Consider the following 17,647-nt stretch of genomic DNA (forward strand, 5'->3'; position numbering starts at 1 on the left):
GCGCCGCAGGCGAGCCCGGAATCCCGAGTCGCTTACGGCGCAAGATTTTGGTGGACCTGCGTTTCTGGATTCCGGGCTCCGCTCCGCGGCCCCGGAATGACGGGGTGGATGCTTCAGCCGCCGCGTACGCCTTGAATGGGCGGCAGGCTGACGAAGCTACCGTCCGCGCTGCGCATCCCACAGATTCGCCAGGGTGACGAACCCGGACACCGGCACCTCTTCGGCCCGGGCCGTCTCCGGGATCTCAGCCGCCGCCAGCAGCGCGCCCGGCTCGGGCGTCAGCGCCTTCAGGCTCTGGCGGAGCATCTTGCGGCGCTGGCCGAACGCCGCCCGAGTCACCGCCTCGAGGGCGCCGGCCCGGCAGGGCAGGGGCTGCGCCCGGGGCATCAGTCGCACCACGCTGGACGTCACCTTCGGGGGCGGCACGAAGGCCGAGGGGCTCACGTCGAACAGGATGTCGGCCTGGGTCCGCCAGCCGCACAGCACGCCGAGCCGGCCGTAATCCGCCCGGGTCTCCGGCCCGGCGACGATCCGCTCGGCGACCTCGCGCTGAAACATCAGCACCGCCTGGTCCCACCAGGGCGGCCAGGCCTCGCCGTCGAGCCAGCCGGTGAGCAGCGCCGTGCCGACATTGTAGGGCAGGTTCGCCACGATCCGGGCCGGCCCGTCGCCGATCAGCGGCCGGGGATCGAAGGCGAGGGCGTCGGCATCAACGACGTTTAACCGGCCGGGATAATGCGCGGCGATCTCGGCGAGCGCCGGCAGGGCGCGGGGGTCGCGCTCGATCGCCACGACCCGGGCCGCGCCCTCGGCGAGCAACGCCCGGGTCAGGCCGCCGGGTCCGGGGCCGACCTCGACCACGGTGACGCCTTCGAGCGGCCCGGCCGCCCGGGCGATACGCCCAGTGAGGTTGAGATCGTAGAGAAAGTTCTGGCCCAGCGCCTTCTTGGGCTCCAGCCCGTGCCGGGCGACGACTTCGCGCAGGGGCGGCAGCCCGTCTCCATCGCTCACAGCTCGTCCTCGGCGTCGAAATGCTGGGCGCCCGACGCGCGCGGCCGTCCGGCATAGATGCTGAACGGAATGATGTCGGCCCCGCCCGGCCCCGGGGCGGTGCGGGCGGCCTCGGTGGCGGCGAGGCGCTCGGCCAGCCGCAGGGCAGCGATCAGGCTGTCCGGCCTCGCGACGCCGGTGCCGGCGATGTCGAAGGCGGTGCCGTGATCGGGCGAGGTCCGCACGAAGGGCAGCCCGAGGGTGACGTTGACGCCGTCATCGAACGCAATGGTCTTGATTGGGATCAGCGCCTGGTCGTGGGTCGGCGCCAGGGCGACGTCGTAAGTCGCCCGGGCCCGGGCGTGGAACAGCGTGTCGGCCGGCAGCGGCCCGCGGATGTCGATGCCGGCGGCGCGCAGCCGCGCCACCGCGGGGGCGAGCACGTCGCGATCCTCGTGGCCGATCGTCCCGGCCTCGCCGGCATGGGGATTGAGCCCGGCCAGCACCAGCCGCGGCTCGGGCAGGCCGAACCGGTCGCGCAGGTCCCGGGCGACGATCCGGGCGGTGTCCTCCACCAGCTCCTGGGTGAGCAGGCCGGGCACGTCCTTGAGCGGGACGTGGATCGTCACCGGCACGACGGCGAGGTCTTCGCTCCAGATCATCATCACCGGGCGCGGCGGCGTGCGGCCGGGGGGGACCGAGAGGGCGGCCAGGAACTCGGTATGCCCGGGATGGGCGAAGCCGGCCCGGGTCAGCACGAACTTGGCGATCGGGTTGGTCACCACCGCGCTCGCGCGCTTGGCCGCCACGAAGGCGACGGCGGCGGTGATCGACTCGATCACCGCCCCGGCATTGGCGGAATCCGGCGCCCCGGGCTCGGCCGACACCTTGGCGCCGCTCGGCAGCGGCACGACCGGCAGCGCCCGGGGGAACACCTCCGCGGCGGTCTCGGGATCGACCTCGGCCACCGGCACCAGCCGGTTCAGGCGGTTGGCGAGGCGCTCGATGAAGTCCGGGTCGGCCACCAGGAAGAACGGCGGCAGCGGGTTCGCCCCGCCGCGGGCGAGCCAGGCGCTGAGCGCGAGCTCCGGGCCGATCCCGGCCGGGTCGCCGAGGGTGAGGGCGAGAGGCAGCATCCCGGGTCTATAGCGCCGGAGGGGCGGGGGCGCATCCTTTTGGGGAAGGCTTTGGCCTCATGGTGGGAGGCGTGTGCCCGACGCGAGTTTCCCTGCGCCTACGCGGGCAGCAATGTTCAGACTTCCTCTTCTTGAAGGCGCGACGAACTCCCTCTCCCGTGCGGGAGAGGGTTGGGGTGAGGGGTGCGACCCCTCCGGAAGACCCTGGTCCCTCACCCTGTCCCTCTCCCGCACGGGAGAGGGGACCCGCGTTACATCCGGAAACAAAACAGTCCCGTCGCTGCGTGAGCGGAAAGGCGGGTTTTGAGGCGCGGAGCCTGCCGTTGAACGGGCTCCCCGAAAGATCCCAAAAAACTACCGCACCGTGGCGATGCCGTCCGCGGTCGTGGCGGTGCCGACGTTCTGGCGGAGATCCGCCTCGCCCAGCGTCTTCAGCTCGACCCGGAGCAGCACGGTCTGGTTGCGCTCGCGCACGCCGGTGGCGGTGGCGATCGGGGAGTTGATGTAGTTCAGCGAGATGGTGGTGCACTCGTCCTGGTAGCCGCCGCCGAAACTCGCGCCCGAGAGGTAGAACCGGCCGGGATTCTGGTAGGTCGGCACCGTCCCGATCGGGTTGGACAGGTAGGCCGACAGGGCGTCCGTGTAGGTGTTGCGCACGTCGAGATAGTGCGTGAGGTCCACCAGCAGCGAGCCCGAGACGAACCAGTTCGGGGTGATGTTGTAGGTGGCGGTGGCGGTTACGCCCTCGCGGTAATGGCTGTAGCCGAGCAGCGGCTGCGCCTCGTAATACGAGTAGAAGGCCGACACCGTGAGCGGCAGGAACGGCGCGAACCGCGCCGTGGCGCCGGTCTCGAGCCGGGCAACGTGGAAGTCCGACTGGTCGAACCGCGCCCGGGTGATGAAGGTGATGTTCTGGTTCGGGGAGACCTGGAACCGCCCGACGAAGTCGGAGCGCCGGGTCTCGAGTCCGGAATCCAGGCCGACATTGGCGATGTCGCCCCGGCGGAACGAGTTCACGCCGGCGAGCTGGATGGACTCGCCGAACATGATGTTGGTGTACCAGCCGGACGGGGTGACGACGGAATATTGGCCGCCGAGATTGGTGCGGACGCCACCCTCGGCCCGGTCGTAGCCCGAGAACTTGTCCCACTCGAACAGCGAGGTGTCGTCGAATACCAGGCTCTGGGCGTCCTCGTTCGGCAGGCGGCCGATCCGCGTCTCGGACGGGCGCGCGATGATCTGGCCGATCGGCTCCAGGGTGTGGACGCCCAGCGCCCCGAAATTGGCGACGAACGGGTAGCGGTAATCGAGCCCGACCGCCGGCATCACCCGGCCGGCGAAGCCGTCGTCGATCTTGGCGACCTGGGGGGCGAGGTCGTTCTGGTAGCCGGAGAAGCTCGGGTTGGTGAAGAACGCGTCGGTGCGCAGATACGCGAACGGCGTGAACTTCTGGCCCCACTCGTCGATGAAGCTCCGGCGCCAGGACAGCTCCGCCGAGGCGCGGGTGTTGGTGCCGGCGAGCCCGTCGATCGAGCACAGGCCGCGCTGGAACACCGTGCAGGTCTGGTAGAGCGGGAAGCTGACGCCGTTCACGCTGGGCGAGAACAGGTAGCTCGAGGTACGCGGCAGGCCCTGGAACTGGGTGGTCTCGCGGGTCAGGCTGGTGATGTTGGCCTGGAACCGGACCTCGCCGCCGATCTCGGCCGGGCCGTTGATCCGCTTGTCGTAGTCGATCACCGGGGCGACGATCGGCTGCTGCTTCTGCCAGTCGAAGCTCGACAGGCCCTTGAAGTAGTAGCCGCGCGCCTCGAACCACGACCGGTCGCCCTGGCCGATGAGGTAGGCCGTCGAGGTCGCCTCGCGGAAATAATCCGTGGTGATGTTCTGGTTGCGGATCCTGTAATTGTCGAGGAACCACTTGTCGGTGACGCCGACGAGGTCCCAGCCGGTGCGCCAGCGGTCATTGATGTAGAACCGCCCCTGCGATTCCACCGAGCCGCGGAAGTCGCGCTCGCCGGCGCCCAGCGGGCTCGGCAGGAAGGCGGAGGGCGTCGTCTGCGAGATGCCCGACAGGCGGATGTTGTAGAAGCCGTTGTCGATCCGCTGGCGGAACTCCGCCTGGCCGAGCACGCCTTGCCGGCTCAGCAAGGTCGGGGTGATCGTCAGGTCGTAGTTCGGCGCGAGGTTGATGAAGTACGGCAGCGACACGCCCCGGCCCAAAGCCGTGGTCGAGATGAAGCGCGGCGTCAGGAAGCCGGTCTTGCGCTTCACCGTCGGGTCAGCGGCCTCGAAATAGGGCAGGTACGCGACCGGGATCCCGGCGATCTCCAGGGTGGAATCGTCGAAGTAGATCGTATGGGTCTCGTTGTCGTGGATGATCTTCTTGGCACGGATCTGCCAGAGCGGCGGCGTCTCCGGATTGTCCTTGCACGGCTCGCAGGCGGTGTAGCTGCCGGCCTCGAAGCTGGTCTGCTCGCCGTTCAGGCGCTCGGCCCGGGGGGCGGAGAAGCGCGTCCGCACCGTCTCGGCGCGCCGTTCGACGGTCTGCTGGCCGCGGAACGCGTCGACGAAGCCGGTCTTGAAGTCGTCGCTCAGCTCCATGCGCTCGCCGGTCACGACGCCGCCATCGGCCTCGGTGAGGCGGACATTGCCCTGGGCGAAGACCCGGCCGCTGGCGCGGTCGTAGCGCACGCTGTCGGCCTGCAGGGTCCGCGGGCCGAAATGCAGCTCGGCGTTGCCACGCGCGGTCACGGTGTTGTGGTCGTTGTCGTAGATCAGCTCGTTGGCTTCGACCAACAGCTTGTCGCCCCGCAGCTTCCCACCAGAATTGCCGAGCTTGGGCGCGGCCATCCCCTGGGCATGCGCCGAGACGCCCCCGGCCAGCGGCGCGGCGAATGCCAGCGCAGCCAGGAGGGCCGTCTTCCGCAGGATGTGGGCGACCTTACGCAACGCGCGACCCAACCCCTGTGACGTGATCCGCCACCAACCTCACACACCCGTCTCCCGTCCCGCGATGGATCACGGGCGTCAGCCGTCTTCCTGGTACAGAAGCGTAAGCGTACCGAGAAGACTGCCTACCACGGCCGGGAACCAGGCCGCCACCGGTGCGGCGACGAGTCCGGACGCCCCGAGCCCCTCCATGACCTGTCGGATCACGTAGAGCGCGAAGCCCGCCGCGACGCCGCCGAGAACGAGTTTACCGACCCCACCAAAGCGGAAGAACCGTAAGGAAACGGTTGCGGCGACGATCACCATCGCCAGGAACAGGACCGGTCGAGCCCACAGGACATCGTACTGAAGACGGTATCGGGTGGCGTCGAGACCGGCCCGCTCGGTCCGTGCGATGGTTGTGGGAAGTTGCCAGAAAGGCACAGATTCCGGGGGGGTGAAGCGCTGCCGGACCTGCCCGGAATCGAGGTTCGAGGCGATCAGGTAGGTGTCGAACGACTCAGGCGGCGCGTCCGGCGCCAGGAGGCGCACGTCCGAGAGCTCCCAATAGCCGTCGTGGAGCGTCGCCCGGGCCGCCACGATCTGCTCGGCGAACTTGCCGGCCGCGTCGAAGGTGAAGACCGAGACGCCGGCCAGGGTGGTGGTGCCCTCGACGGCGGTCTCGGCCCGGATGATCGCCTCGCCGTCGAGGCCGCGCTGGCGGATCCAGAGGTCCTTGCCGGAGGACGCCTTGGTCGATTTCGCGAAGATCTTGGCCTCGATCTCGGTGGAGCGCTGCTTCAGCAGGGCCGAGACCGGGTTGTAGATCCCGACCGCCATCGCGCCGAGCGCCAGGGCGACGAAGAAGCCGGGCTGGAGGAACTGCCAGGCCGAGATCCCGGCCGCCCGGGCGACCACCAGCTCCAGCTTGCGCGAGAGCTGGAGCAGGGCGGCCATCGAGCCGAACAGGACCGCGAAGGGCAGCACGCCCTCGGCCACCGCCGGGGTGCGGTAGAGCGAGAGCAGGGCCATCAGCCCGGTGGAGGCGCCCTCGGCCTCGCCGGCGCGGCGCAGCAGCTCGACGAAGTCGAGGGTGTAGACGAGCGCGAACACGGTGACGAAGACGCCGAGCACCGTGCGGGCGAACCGGGCGGCGAAGTAGCGCCCGAGGGTCGGACCGATCAGCATCGGAGGCTCAGCGTGCCGAGGCGAGGCGCGGGGCGCGGAACAGGGCGCGCAGGGCCCCCGCCAGCGCGGCGTTGAAGGCGCGCACCCGCGGCCCGAAGAAGATCAGCAGGCAGGAGAGGGCGATCGCCAGGATCGGCACGCCGTAGATCGCCGCCACCGCCCCGGCGCTGCGCGCGGCGGCGCTCACCGCGGCGAAGCCCGCGATCCGCAAGCCGACCACGGCCAGGATCGCGCCCGCGACCGCCAGCCCGCGGCCCTGGCGGGTGGTGCGGGGATCGCCGAGCGCCGCGAAGGCGATGAAGACGAGCGCCAGCGGGTAGAGGCAGGCCGAGAGCCGGTCGTGCAGCTCGGCCCGGAACCGGCCCTTCTGGAGCTTGTAGTAGCCCTCGGTCTGGTCGGGGAACAGGAGCTGGGAGGTCGAGCGCTCGCGCGGCTTGTAGATCGTGTCGGAATCCGGGGGCGCGAAGGCCGCCAGATCGATCGTGTAGCGCTCGAAGGTCAGGATCGAGGAATCCCGCGACTCCTTCTGCTGCTGGTGGACGCTGCCGTTCTCCAGGATCAGGAAGCTCTGCCCGTCGATATCGGCCGCGATGCCGCGATCGGCCAGGTAGACCTTGGTCTTCCCGGCCTCGCGCCGGTCCTGGATGAACAGGCCCTTGAGCACGCCGCCGGGCCCACGCTCGCGGAAATGGAAGGTGATGCCGTTGTCGAGCTGGGTGAACTGACCCTCCTTGACGACGTTCGCGATGAAGTCGCCCCGGACCCGGGTGATCACGTCGCGCAGTTCCTGGAAGCTCGCGGGCATCACCACCAGCACCAGGAAGCCCACCAGAAAACTCACGAACAGCGCGAGCGTCAGGAATGGCCGCAGCAGCGCGCGGGGCGGCATGCCGGCCGCCGACATCACGATCAGCTCGGAATCGCCGTTGAGCTTGTTCAGCGCGTAGACGGTGCCGATGAACAGCGCCACCGGGGCGATCACCACCACCAGCGTCGGCAGCGACAGGCCGGTCACGAACAGGAAGACCAGGAGCGTCTGCCCCTTGGCGGTCACGAGATCGAGCTCGCGCAGAGCCTGCGTCAGCCAGATCGTGCCGGTGAGGCCGATCAGGCAGGCGAGGCTGGCGCCCAGGGCGATCCGAAAGATGTAGCGCTCGATCTGCCTCATTGGCCCGGCAGTTCCGCCCGTCCTCTCGCGCCCTCAAGGGCCAGGGAACCGACAAAAGGGGCGATTCCAGGGCTGCTGCGCCGCGTTGCGTTTGCCGCCTCAGCGGCTACACAGAGCGGATTGCGCCCTGCGATCCGGTTTGGGCGCCTCGAAAACTGCGGAACGGCGGGCAGGGCGACGGGTATGGCGGACGGTATCGAGATCGGTTTCGGCCCCCTGGAGCAGAGCGGCCAGGGTCCGGGGGGAGCGGGCGATCTCGTGGTGTTCGTCGGCGACGACCTCGCCCTCGGATCGGCGGCGCGCGCGGCGCTCGGCAGCACGGGCGCCGACCTCGTCGCCAAGGCCGCCGCCTCGGAGAAGTTCAAGGGCCGCTCGCTCAGCGCCATGAGCCTGCCGGCCCCCGCCGGCGTCAGCGCCGACCGGCTGGTGGTGGTCGGGCTCGGCTCCGAGAAGGACCGGGCCAAGACCGACTGGCCGGCGCTCGGCGGCTTCACCGCCGGCAAGGTCTCGGGCCGCACGGCCCGGGTGGTGCTCGACTGGCCGGGCGCGACGGTCGGCGCCGCGCAGGCCGGCGAGTTCGCCCTGGGCGCGCGCCTGCGCAGCTACACGTTCGACCGCTACAAGACCAAGAAGAAGCCCGACGCAGAGGACAAGAGCCGCACCACGCTCACCCTGCTGCTCGCCGAGCACGGCACCGCATCGCGCGAAGGTGAGGCCGCCCGGACCCTGTCCGAGGGCGTGATCCTGGCCCGCGACCTCGTGAACGAGCCGCCGAACGTGCTCTTCCCGGAGGAATTCGCCCGGCGCGCCGCGGAGCTGTCGAAGCTCGGCGTCGAGATCGAGGTGCTGGAGCCCGCCAAGATGCGCGAGCTCGGCATGGGCGCGCTGCTCGCCGTGGCCCAGGGCTCGGTCCGCGAGCCGCGGGTCGTGATCATGCGCTGGAACGGCGGCCCGGCCGGCGAGCCGCCGGTCGCCTTCATCGGCAAGGGCGTGGTGTTCGATTCCGGCGGCGTCTCGATCAAGCCCGGCGGCGGCATGGAGGACATGAAGGGCGACATGGGTGGCGCGGCTGCGGTGGTCGGCGCGCTCCACGCGCTCGCATCCCGCAAGGCCCGCTGCAACGTCGTCGGCGCCATCGGCATCGTCGAGAACATGCCGGACGGCGGCTCCTACCGCCCCTCCGACATCATCACCTCCATGTCCGGCCAGACCATCGAGGTGATCAACACCGACGCGGAAGGCCGCCTCGTGCTGGCCGACGTGATCACGCATGTGGTCCGCAGCGCCAAGCCGAAGGCGATGGTCGATCTCGCGACCCTGACCGGGGCGATCATCGTGGCGCTCGGCCAGGACATCGCCGGGATGTTCTCCAACGACGACGCGCTCGCCGCCAACATCAACGCGGCCGGTGAGGCCACCGGCGAGAAGGTCTGGCGGATGCCGCTGATCCCCGCCTACGACAAGGCGATCGATTCCAAGTTCGCCGACATGAAGAACACCGGCGGCCGCCACGGCGGCGCCGCCACCGCGGCCTCGTTCATCAAGCGCTACGTCGAGGAGGTGCCGTGGGCCCATCTCGATATCGCGGGCGTGGCGATGTCGTCGAACGCCAGCGAGATCAACCGCAGCTGGGGCGCCGGCTGGGGGGTGCGCCTGCTCGACCGGCTGGTCCGGGACCATTACGAGGCGCGGTGAGACGGATCGCGGGCGCGACGATACCGCGCCCGCGGGAGACGATATGGCGGGCTCGGTCTTGATCCGCGTCCGCCCCACCCACCCCCCTCATCCTGAGGTGGCGACGCACAGCGGCGCCCTCGAAGGAGCCCTCCAGGGATCGCGAGAGGACCGGAGGGCTCCTTCGAGGCTCGCTTCGCTCACACCTTAGGATGAGGGGGTGGGTTTGAGGAGCTTTGATCAAGCTTCGTGGAGCGGGGGGCGTCACGCGCAACCGAACGCAAGTGGCTGTGATAACGACAAAAAAGATCCTCGCCGCGATCCCGATCCTGGCCATGCTCGCCGCGCTGGCGCTGGTGGCCGTCACCGGCTTCAGCCAGCGCTCTGGCGTGCCGGAGGCGTTCGAGCCCTGGATTTACGGCTATTTCATCACCCGCTATCCGCTCTTCGCCTTCGCGCTCGTCTACGGGATCGCGCATCTGGTCGCGGTCGCGGCCGATCCCGGTCCGGCCTCCGTACCGCGAAGGATCCTGTTCGGCGCGGCCGGCGCGACAATCCTCGCGCTGGTCGGCCTCTACCCGACCTTCGGCGGCCTGATCCTGCGTGGCGGCTTCGCCACCGGCGGGATGGCGTTCCTGACGCACCAGCCCCTGTGGCTTGCCTACGGGCTCGGCGCCGGCGTGGCTGCGGCGATCTTCGGCGGGATCCTCGGCCTGTTCGCCCTGCTCGCCAACCGGCCGCTGCGTCCGCGGCTCCGGCGAATCGGAGCCGGCGCGCTGGCCTTCCTGGCGCTGTGGTTCGGCGCCTGCGTGATCGGGCTCGCCAGCGATCTCGGCCTCGGTCCCTGGCCGCATCGGGCCTTCCGCCCCGCCGAGGCGGGCCTCGCGGCGCTGCTGCTGATTGTCGCCGCGCTGCCGCACGCCGCGCTCACGACATTGCGCCCGCTTCGTCGGCAGGCCTGAGGGGCCTGCCTTGCTAGTGGCCGCCCGTTCGCCCACAGTCGGGCGGTTCTGCGTAGGGACGGGACGCGGCCGTCGAGAGCCGTGCCCGCGGGAGACGACGCGATGCGCGAGGCCAGCTTGATCGAGCAGGGCACGGCGGCACGCCGGCATGAATCCGAGCCGGATCCCGCCTTCGCGAACCTGACGCCCCGGCCATGGCTCTCGTCTTACCCGCCCGGCGTCCCGGCGGAGATCGACGTCGAGAGCCTCGGCACCCTGGTCGACCTGTTCGAGACCAGCGTCGCGGCCTTCGCCGACCGCCCGGCGATCCTGTGCTTCGGATCGACCCTGACCTACGTCACCATGGGCAAGCAGGCCCGCGCCCTCGCGGCCTGGCTGCGCGCCCAGGGGCTGGCGAAGGGCGACCGCGTCGCGATCATGCTGCCGAACGTCCCGGCCTACGCGGTGGCCCTGTTCGGCGTGCTCTCGGCCGGCGGGACCGTGGTCAACGTCAACCCGCTCTACACGCCCCGGGAATTCGCCCAGCAGATCAACGATTCCGGGGCGCGGTTCCTGATCGTGCTGGAGAATTTCGGCGCCACCGTCGCTGGGGCGCTGGCGGATGTCACGCTCGAGCGCGTTCTCCTGGTCGGGCCGGGTGACGGGCTGGGCCTCAAGGGCCAGGTGATCAACCTCGCCAGCCGGCACGTCCGCAAGGCCGTGCCGCCGTTCCGGCTGCCCGACGGCCTCGCGCTGCCGTTCATGACCGCCCTGCGCCGGGGCAGCGGCATGCCGCACGCCTCGGTGCCGGTCGATCCCGAGGATCTGGCCTTCCTGCAATATACCGGCGGGACCACGGGGGTCGCCAAGGCGGCGATGCTGACCCACCGCAACGTCATGGCCAATGTCGAGCAGTCGCAGCTGTTCTTCAATTCGAAGGATCCGAGCATCCTTCGCTGCGCCGTCACGGCCCTGCCGCTCTACCACATCTTCGCGCTGACGGCCTGCTTCTTCCAGTTCATGCGCAACGGCGGGTCCTGCCTGCTGATCCCCAACCCGCGCGACTGCGACGGGATGGTGAAGACCTTGAGCCGTCACCGCTTCACGCATCTGATGGGCGTGAACACCCTGTTCAACGTGCTGATCAACCACCCGAAGATCCACACGGTCGACTTCTCCCACCTCGACTTCGTGGTCGGCGGCGGGACGGCGGTGCAGCGGCCGGTTGCGGAGCGCTGGAAGGCGCTCACCGGCAACACGATCCTCGAAGGCTACGGCCTGTCGGAGACCTCCCCGGTGGTGAGCGCCAACCCGCCCGGGATCAAGGAATTCTCCGGGACGATCGGTTACCCGTTCCCGTCCACCGAGGTCTCGATCCGCGACGCCGCCGGCAAGCCGGTGCCGGCGGGCCAGCCCGGCGAGATCTGCGTGCGCGGCCCGCAGGTGATGCGCGGCTACTGGAACCGGCCGGAGGAGACCGCGCGGGCGATGACGGCGGACGGCTTCTTCCGCACCGGCGACGTCGCCGTGATGGAGCCCGACGGCCAGATCAAGATCGTCGACCGGATGAAGGACATGATCCTCGTCTCCGGGTTCAACGTCTACCCGAACGAGGTCGAGGAGGTGCTGGCCGCCCATCCCGGGGTGCTCGAATGCGCGGTCGTCGGCGCCCCGAGCGAGGAGACCGGCGAGATGGTCGTGGCCCACGTGGTCATGAAGGATCCGGAGGTCTCGACCGACGCCCTGCGGGCGCATGCCCGTACCCAGCTCACCGGCTACAAGGTGCCCCGCCGGGTGGTGCTGCACGACACGCTGCCCAAGACCAATGTCGGCAAGGTCCTGCGCCGGGTCCTGCGCGACGAGACGCCCCCCGGTTGAGGGCGTCCGCGGCGGATCGTCGTCGGCCGCGCACGTAACCACCCGGCCCCGATCGCCGAAGGGTCAGGTTGCGGCGCTTGCGCCCCTGTCGGCCCGGGCCGATCTGTGGGCTGTTGCCGCGGGACAGGCGAGGAGATGGCGATGTTGATCCGGAGCAGGCGCGGGTGGGAGATCCCGGAGAGTCAGGCCACGCCCGAGGCCGTGTTCCTCAACCGCCGCGCGCTGATCGGTGCCGCCGCCGGGCTCGCCGCCGGCTCGGTGCTGGGCGGCCGGTCCGCCTTCGCGGCCGCGGGTGACGGGCCGCTCTATCCGGCGCCGCGCAACCCCGCCTATACGCTGGACCGGCCAGTGACGCCCGAGCGGTTCAGCGCGGACTACAACAACTTCTACGAGTTCGGCACGTCCAAGACGGTGCTGCCGGCCGCCAACGCGCTCAAGACCCAGCCCTGGACCCTGAAGATCGACGGCCTGGTGGAGAAGCCGTTCGAGATCGGCGTCGACGACCTGATCCGGAAGGTCGGCCTGGAGGAGCGGCTCTACCGCCATCGCTGCGTCGAGGCGTGGTCGATGTCGGTGCCGTGGACCGGCTTCCCCCTGTCGAAGCTCGTGGCGCTCGCCAAGCCGACATCGGGGGCGAAATACATCCGCTTCGAGACCTTCATGGACAAGGCGATGGCGCCGGGTCAGCGGGCGTTCTTCTATCCCTGGCCCTATACCGAGGGGCTGACCCTGGCCGAGGCCGGCAACGACCTCGCCTTCATGGTCACCGGAATCTACGGCAAGCCGCTGCCGAACCAGTTCGGCGCGCCGATTCGCGTCGCGGTGCCGTGGAAATACGGGTTCAAGTCGGCGAAATCGCTGGTGAAGGTCTCGTTCACCGCCGAGCGCCCCAAGACGTTCTGGGAGGGGCTGCAGGCCTCCGAATACGGGTTCTGGGCCAACGTGAACCCGGCGGTGCCGCATCCGCGCTGGAGCCAGGCTTCGGAGCGCGTGCTGGGCACCGACGAGCGGGTGCCGACCCTGATCTACAACGGCTACGGCGAGCAGGTCGCCGGGCTGTACAAGGGGTTGGAAGGCGAGCGCCTGTTCGTCTGAGCGCGAGCGCCGCCCGCCACCGTCGAGCCATGCCCGATCGGGCATGGCTCACATCCTTCGCGGCCACGCCGCCGCTCACGCCGAACCGGTACGCCGCTCTGCGAAGCGCGCTCTATTGGGGGCAGGCATGCGCCCGTTCGAAGGCCTGCAGCTCCGCCACGGTGGCCTGTTCCTGACGCGAGAGCGGTATGCGGTCCGTCGCGTCGTAGCGGCAATCCGTGTTGCCGAAGGTGCGGATCGCCCGCTGGCTGCGGAAGCAATAGCCAGCCTGCTTGTAGATCAGGTTGCGCTGGTACCAGGCTTCCGCGCAATCGTCCGCCATCGCGCCGGTGGTCCCGGCGATGAGGGTCAGGACGAGAAGGGGTGCGCGCATCGATTCGTCTCCGTGGAAAGACCGGAGTCGAGCATCGGATGCTCAGTAGGTCCAGCGCTGTGCCTTGGAGACCAGGAAGTCGCGGAACGCCTGCACCCGGGCGACCGAGCGCATCTCTTCCGCATAGACCAGATAGCTCTCCAGGCTCGGCATCTCGGTGTCGCGCAGGACCTGGGTGAGCTGGTGGTCCCCGTCGACCGCGTAGTCCGGCAGGATACCGATGCCGGCGCCGGCCTCCATGGCCCGCTGGAGCGCGCCGATATTGTTCACCGTCAGGTGGACGCTGCGGCGGTCGCGGCCCTCGCGCCCGGCATCGGCCAGCCAATGGGCCGCCAGCAGGTAGGAGGGCTCGTTGCCGCCGAACGAGACCAGGCGGTGGTCGTCGAGCTCCTCGATCGTCTTGGGCTCGCCGAAGCGCTTAACGTAATCGACGCTCGCGAAGGCGTGGTAATGCACGGTGAACAGCCGGCGCTGGATCAGGTCCGGCTGGGCCGGGCGGCGCATGCGGATCGCCACGTCGGCCTCGCGCATGGCGAGATCCAGCTCCTCATTGGTGAGGATCAGCTCGATCCGGACATCCGGGTAGAGGTCGAGGAACTCGCCGACCCGCTGGGACAGCCACGAGGTGCCGAGCCCCACCGTGGTGGTCACCTTGAGATCGCCGGTCGGCCGCTCGGAGGTCTCGACGAGGCGCGCCCGGGTGTTCTCCAAACGCAGCTTCATGTCCCGGGCCGCCCGGAACAGCAGGTCGCCCTGCTCGGTCAGGATCAGGCCGCGGGCGTGGCGGTGGAACAGCGGCGCCTTCAGCTCGCGCTCCAGGGCGCTGATCTGGCGGCTCACCGCCGACTGGCTGAGGCCGATATCGTCGCCCGCCTTGGTGAAGCTGCCCGCCTCTGCGACGTTCAGGAAGATCCGGATCTTGTCCCAATCCAAGGCGAGAACCCCCACCACCGCGAATCCGCACCCGATCCGCGGCTCGGAGAGAGCCCTCTCGGCATCAGGCGAGCACCGGGCGATGCGTGGGCGGCCGACCCCGAGGGGACGCGGCCGGCGCCGCAGGGGCATGCAACGATTGCAGCCCTGCCCGGTCAGAACCCCTATGCGCCCGGCGCATGGTCGGACGCAAGCACTCAGATCGCGAAGTTGTTGACAGGACTTTCGTCCAACAGCGCGGTGCGGCCCGCGCTGCGTGGTCTCACTCGGCCGCGGCGGCCTGAACCGGGGTCTCGCCGATCTCCAGATTGGCGAGAAACTTCTCGGCCTCCAGCGCAGCCATGCAGCCCATGCCGGCCGCCGTGATCGCCTGCCGGTAGACGTCGTCGGTGACGTCGCCCGCCGCGAACACGCCCGGGATCTCGGTCTCGGTGGTGCCGGGCTTCACCGACAGGTAGCCGCCGTGGCGCATCGGCAGCTGGCCCTCGAAGATCGCCGTCGCGGGCTGGTGGCCGATCGCCACGAACACGCCATCGGCCGGTACCTCGCTGATCTCCCCCGTGCGCGGGTCCTTGAGCCGGAGGTGGGTGACCGTGGGGGCGGGCTTCTGGACGCCGCAGATCTCGGCGACCTCGCGGTGCCACAGCACCTCGACGTTGGGATGCTTGAACAGGCGCTCCTGCAGGATCCGCTCGGCCCGGAAGCTGTCCCGCCGGTGCACGACCGTGACCTTCCTGGCGATGTTGGCTAGGTAGAGCGCCTCCTCGACGGCGGTGTTGCCGCCGCCGACGACCACGACCTCCTTGCCGCGGAAGAAGAAGCCGTCGCAGGTCGCGCAGGCCGAGACGCCGCCGCCCTGAAACGCCGCCTCGGAGGGCAGGCCGAGCCACTTCGCCTGGGCGCCGGTGGCGATGATCAGCGCGTCGCAGGAATAGGTCTCGCCGGAATCCGCCTCGAGCCGGAACGGCCGCTGCTTCAGATCGACCGCGGTGATGTATTCGGAGACGATCTTGGTGCCGACATGCTCGGCCTGCAGCCGCATCTGCTCCATGAGCCAGGGGCCCTGGATCGCCTCGGCGAAGCCCGGATAATTCTCGACATCGGTGGTGATCATCAGCTGGCCGCCGGGCTGGAAGCCGGAGATCAGCAGCGGCTCGACCATCGCGCGAGCGGCGTAGATCGCCGCCGTGTAACCGGCCGGACCGGATCCGACGATCACGAGCTTGGCATGCGTGTGGGCCATCTCTCTCGTTCCCTTCAGGTCGGTCCGCTGGTCGCGGCCGCCGCACGGTGCGCGGCGTAAGCCTTGGCCAGCGCCTCGGCTATCACCGGGGTCGCGTCGATCGGCTTGTACGGCAGATCCACTAAGCGACCGGTGAACGGCCGCAGCGCGCCGGCGATCGCCAGGCCGGCGAACATCCGCCGATGCCGGATATAGGTGCGCGGCAGGTCGAACAGCAGGACCGGGGCGCCGGTCGCCACCGCCTCGCTCACCATGTTCGCCGAATCCGACGTGACCACGATTGCCTCGGCGAGCGCCAGCATGGCGACGTAGGGATTGTCGCCGGTGCCGTCCCAAAGGAAGCCCCCGGTCTCGGCGGTCAGCGTCTTGACCGCATCGCGCAGCGGGTTGGGCGTCCGGCGGGAGATCGTCACCATCAGCCGGCAGCCCTGGTCGATCAGGCTGCGCAGCTCGCCCACGAGGCGCTGCATGTCGGTCTTGCGGTAGCTCAGATGCCGGCTGTCGCCACCAACCAGCACCGCCACCCGCGGGCCGTCGAGGCTGGCGAGCCGCGGATCCGGATTGGCCCGGGCCGCGGCCAGTCGGGCCGCGGTGACGAGATGCGGCGCGGTCAGGGTCGTGAAGACGTTGGGGCCGCGCAGGTCGTCGTAATCCGGCACCCAGATGAAGTCGGCGCTGTCCGCCCCGGTCCGGGGATCCTTGAGGAAGGCCGTGAAAGTCCGGCCCTCGGTCGCGCGGCGCAGCGCCCGGAGATAGGGCACCGCCCGGCGGCCCGAGGCGATCAGAAGGTCGGGATAGGGCCCCGACAGGGCGCCGTTGCGGCGACGCGGGCTCTCGCGCGGGTCGATCGGCCCCCAGGGGGCGACCCAGCCGAACGGGCCGGCGGCCGGGACCTGGCGGATCTCGAACGGGACGCCGAGGGTCTCGGCGATGCCGACGCACTGGTTCTCGTCGCCGGCCTTGCCGTCGGTGATGATCCAGGCCCGGGCCTGGGACAGTTCGGGCGCGGGCGCGCGCCGCGTGGACGAGGGGGCGAGGGGGGCGGGCGTCGCCTCCGGCGCGTCGATGCTTCTCATCGGGAACGCCTTACACCGCGGGCCGAGCTTGGGCTAATCCCGCGGCAGGTCGCGGGCGAGCCACTGGGCGTAGATGTCGGCGATGACCGACAGCCGCCGCCGCTCGAAATCCGGCTCGTACCAGGCGCCGCCGTAGCTCGACGGCGTCGCGGTCATCTGCGGATGGCGCCCGAGCACCTGCCCGTCGCGCGCCACGAGGAGCGCCTCGCCCTCCAGATAATCGGTCTCGAGATTGCCGCCGCGGCCGCGCCGCGCGCCGCCGCCGACATAGGGGCGCAGCGACAGCGCCTTCACGACCACGACCAGCCGCGGCCCGCGCCCGCCGATTCGTTCGGCAAAGGTCTTGCGCAGGGCGGCGGTCAGGTCGGCGGCGAGCGCGTCGGCCTGACCGCCCGCGCCCGCCTCCCGCAGCGGCCGCACATCGACGCGGATATCGGAGAAGGCCGCGGTCGGCGGAAAATCGCCGGCCGCCACCGCGGAGGCCAGCCCGCAGAGCAGGAAGAGGCCGGCGAGCCAGCCGCGGGCGGACGCGATCATCGCGCTCAGCCGCCGTACTGGACGCCGACGACCTCGTAGGACTTGCCGCCGCCCGGCGTGGTGACCTCGACTGTGTCGCCGACGCCCTTGCCGATCAGGGCCCGGGCGATCGGCGACGTGATCGAGACGCGGCCCGCATGCACGTCGGCCTCGGGCTCGCCCACGATCTGGTAGGTCTTCTCCTCCTCGGTGTCCTCGTCCACGAGCTTCACGGTGGCGCCGAACTTGATCTTGTCGCCGGAGAGCTTCGACACGTCGATGATCTCGGCGCGCGCGATCATGCTCTCGAGCTCCATCACGCGCCCCTCGTTGTGGGACTGAGCCTCCTTGGCGGCGTGATACTCGGCGTTCTCGGAAAGGTCTCCGTGCGCGCGGGCCTCGGCGATCGCCGCGACGATGCGCTGGCGCTCCACCTGCTGGCGGTGCTTCAGCTCCTCCTCGAGAGCCGCAAATCCGCGTACCGTAATCGGAACCTTGTCTATCGTCA

The 17,647-nt window shown here is 70.0% G+C and carries 15 protein-coding genes; 4 read left to right on the plus strand and 11 right to left on the minus strand.

What is annotated here, in order from left to right; all coding sequences use genetic code 11:
- Window positions 1-156: 156 nt before the first annotated feature.
- The 5 genes from rsmA to lptF all read right to left on the minus strand — a co-directional run bounded on the left by rsmA (window position 157) and on the right by lptF (window position 7,410).
- Window positions 157-1,011 carry a 16S rRNA (adenine(1518)-N(6)/adenine(1519)-N(6))-dimethyltransferase RsmA gene (gene rsmA / locus BMZ47_RS01365; RefSeq protein ID WP_091857763.1) on the minus strand — a complete coding sequence of 285 codons (855 nt, stop codon included), beginning with the start codon at window positions 1,009-1,011 and terminating at the stop codon, window positions 157-159.
- Complete coding sequence (gene pdxA / locus BMZ47_RS01370; protein WP_091857765.1) at window positions 1,008-2,126, minus strand: 4-hydroxythreonine-4-phosphate dehydrogenase PdxA; 1,119 nt, start codon at window positions 2,124-2,126, stop codon at window positions 1,008-1,010. Before pdxA ends, rsmA begins: the two co-directional genes overlap by 4 nt.
- A 354-nt stretch (window positions 2,127-2,480) precedes the next feature.
- Window positions 2,481-5,075, minus strand: coding sequence for an LPS-assembly protein LptD (locus tag BMZ47_RS01375; protein ID WP_091857771.1), 2,595 nt, complete (start codon window positions 5,073-5,075; stop codon window positions 2,481-2,483).
- A gap of 78 nt (window positions 5,076-5,153) precedes the next feature.
- Window positions 5,154-6,242, minus strand: coding sequence for an LPS export ABC transporter permease LptG (lptG, locus tag BMZ47_RS01380; protein WP_091857774.1), 1,089 nt, complete (start codon window positions 6,240-6,242; stop codon window positions 5,154-5,156).
- Between the two features lie 7 nt (window positions 6,243-6,249).
- Entirely contained in the window at window positions 6,250-7,410 is a 1,161-nt protein-coding gene (gene lptF / locus BMZ47_RS01385; protein WP_091857777.1) for an LPS export ABC transporter permease LptF, read from the minus strand.
- A gap of 183 nt (window positions 7,411-7,593) precedes the next feature.
- On the opposite strand from lptF, the gene BMZ47_RS01390 reads away from it, so the two are divergent.
- From BMZ47_RS01390 to msrP, 4 genes are all read left to right on the plus strand, one after another.
- Complete coding sequence (locus tag BMZ47_RS01390) at window positions 7,594-9,105, plus strand: leucyl aminopeptidase (RefSeq protein WP_091857780.1); 1,512 nt, start codon at window positions 7,594-7,596, stop codon at window positions 9,103-9,105.
- A gap of 263 nt (window positions 9,106-9,368) precedes the next feature.
- On the plus strand, window positions 9,369-10,046 hold the full coding sequence (locus BMZ47_RS01395; protein WP_244536709.1) for a hypothetical protein: 678 nt from the start codon (window positions 9,369-9,371) through the stop codon (window positions 10,044-10,046).
- A 102-nt stretch (window positions 10,047-10,148) separates the two neighbouring features.
- Window positions 10,149-11,903 carry an AMP-binding protein gene (locus BMZ47_RS01400; RefSeq protein WP_208600999.1) on the plus strand — a complete coding sequence of 585 codons (1,755 nt, stop codon included), beginning with the start codon at window positions 10,149-10,151 and terminating at the stop codon, window positions 11,901-11,903.
- A gap of 141 nt (window positions 11,904-12,044) precedes the next feature.
- Window positions 12,045-12,998, plus strand: a complete 954-nt coding sequence (gene msrP / locus BMZ47_RS01405; protein ID WP_007567812.1) for a protein-methionine-sulfoxide reductase catalytic subunit MsrP — start codon at window positions 12,045-12,047, stop codon at window positions 12,996-12,998.
- 112 nt (window positions 12,999-13,110) lie between these two features.
- On the opposite strand, the gene BMZ47_RS01410 is transcribed toward msrP, so the two are convergent.
- The 6 genes from BMZ47_RS01410 to greA form a co-directional block, all read right to left on the minus strand.
- Entirely contained in the window at window positions 13,111-13,371 is a 261-nt protein-coding gene (locus BMZ47_RS01410; protein WP_007567811.1) for a YARHG domain-containing protein, read from the minus strand.
- Window positions 13,372-13,413: 42 nt separating this feature from the next.
- Window positions 13,414-14,304, minus strand: coding sequence for a LysR family transcriptional regulator (locus tag BMZ47_RS01415; RefSeq protein ID WP_039904094.1), 891 nt, complete (start codon window positions 14,302-14,304; stop codon window positions 13,414-13,416).
- 262 nt (window positions 14,305-14,566) lie between these two features.
- Window positions 14,567-15,547 (minus strand): thioredoxin-disulfide reductase, encoded by a 981-nt coding sequence (trxB, locus tag BMZ47_RS01420; protein ID WP_091857783.1) that lies wholly within the window; start codon window positions 15,545-15,547, stop codon window positions 14,567-14,569.
- Window positions 15,548-15,561: 14 nt separating this feature from the next.
- Complete coding sequence (locus tag BMZ47_RS01425) at window positions 15,562-16,623, minus strand: mitochondrial fission ELM1 family protein (RefSeq protein WP_091857786.1); 1,062 nt, start codon at window positions 16,621-16,623, stop codon at window positions 15,562-15,564.
- A 33-nt stretch (window positions 16,624-16,656) separates the two neighbouring features.
- A complete protein-coding gene (locus BMZ47_RS01430; RefSeq protein WP_091857789.1) occupies window positions 16,657-17,160 on the minus strand; it encodes a hypothetical protein in 504 nt (167 codons plus the stop codon).
- Between the two features lie 5 nt (window positions 17,161-17,165).
- A complete protein-coding gene (gene greA, locus BMZ47_RS01435; protein WP_193375366.1) occupies window positions 17,166-17,642 on the minus strand; it encodes a transcription elongation factor GreA in 477 nt (158 codons plus the stop codon).
- Between the last annotated feature and the right edge of the window lie 5 nt (window positions 17,643-17,647).

Origin of the sequence: Methylobacterium brachiatum (assembly GCF_900113845.1) — a bacterium.
In the GTDB taxonomy this organism is placed as follows: domain Bacteria; phylum Pseudomonadota; class Alphaproteobacteria; order Rhizobiales; family Beijerinckiaceae; genus Methylobacterium; species Methylobacterium brachiatum.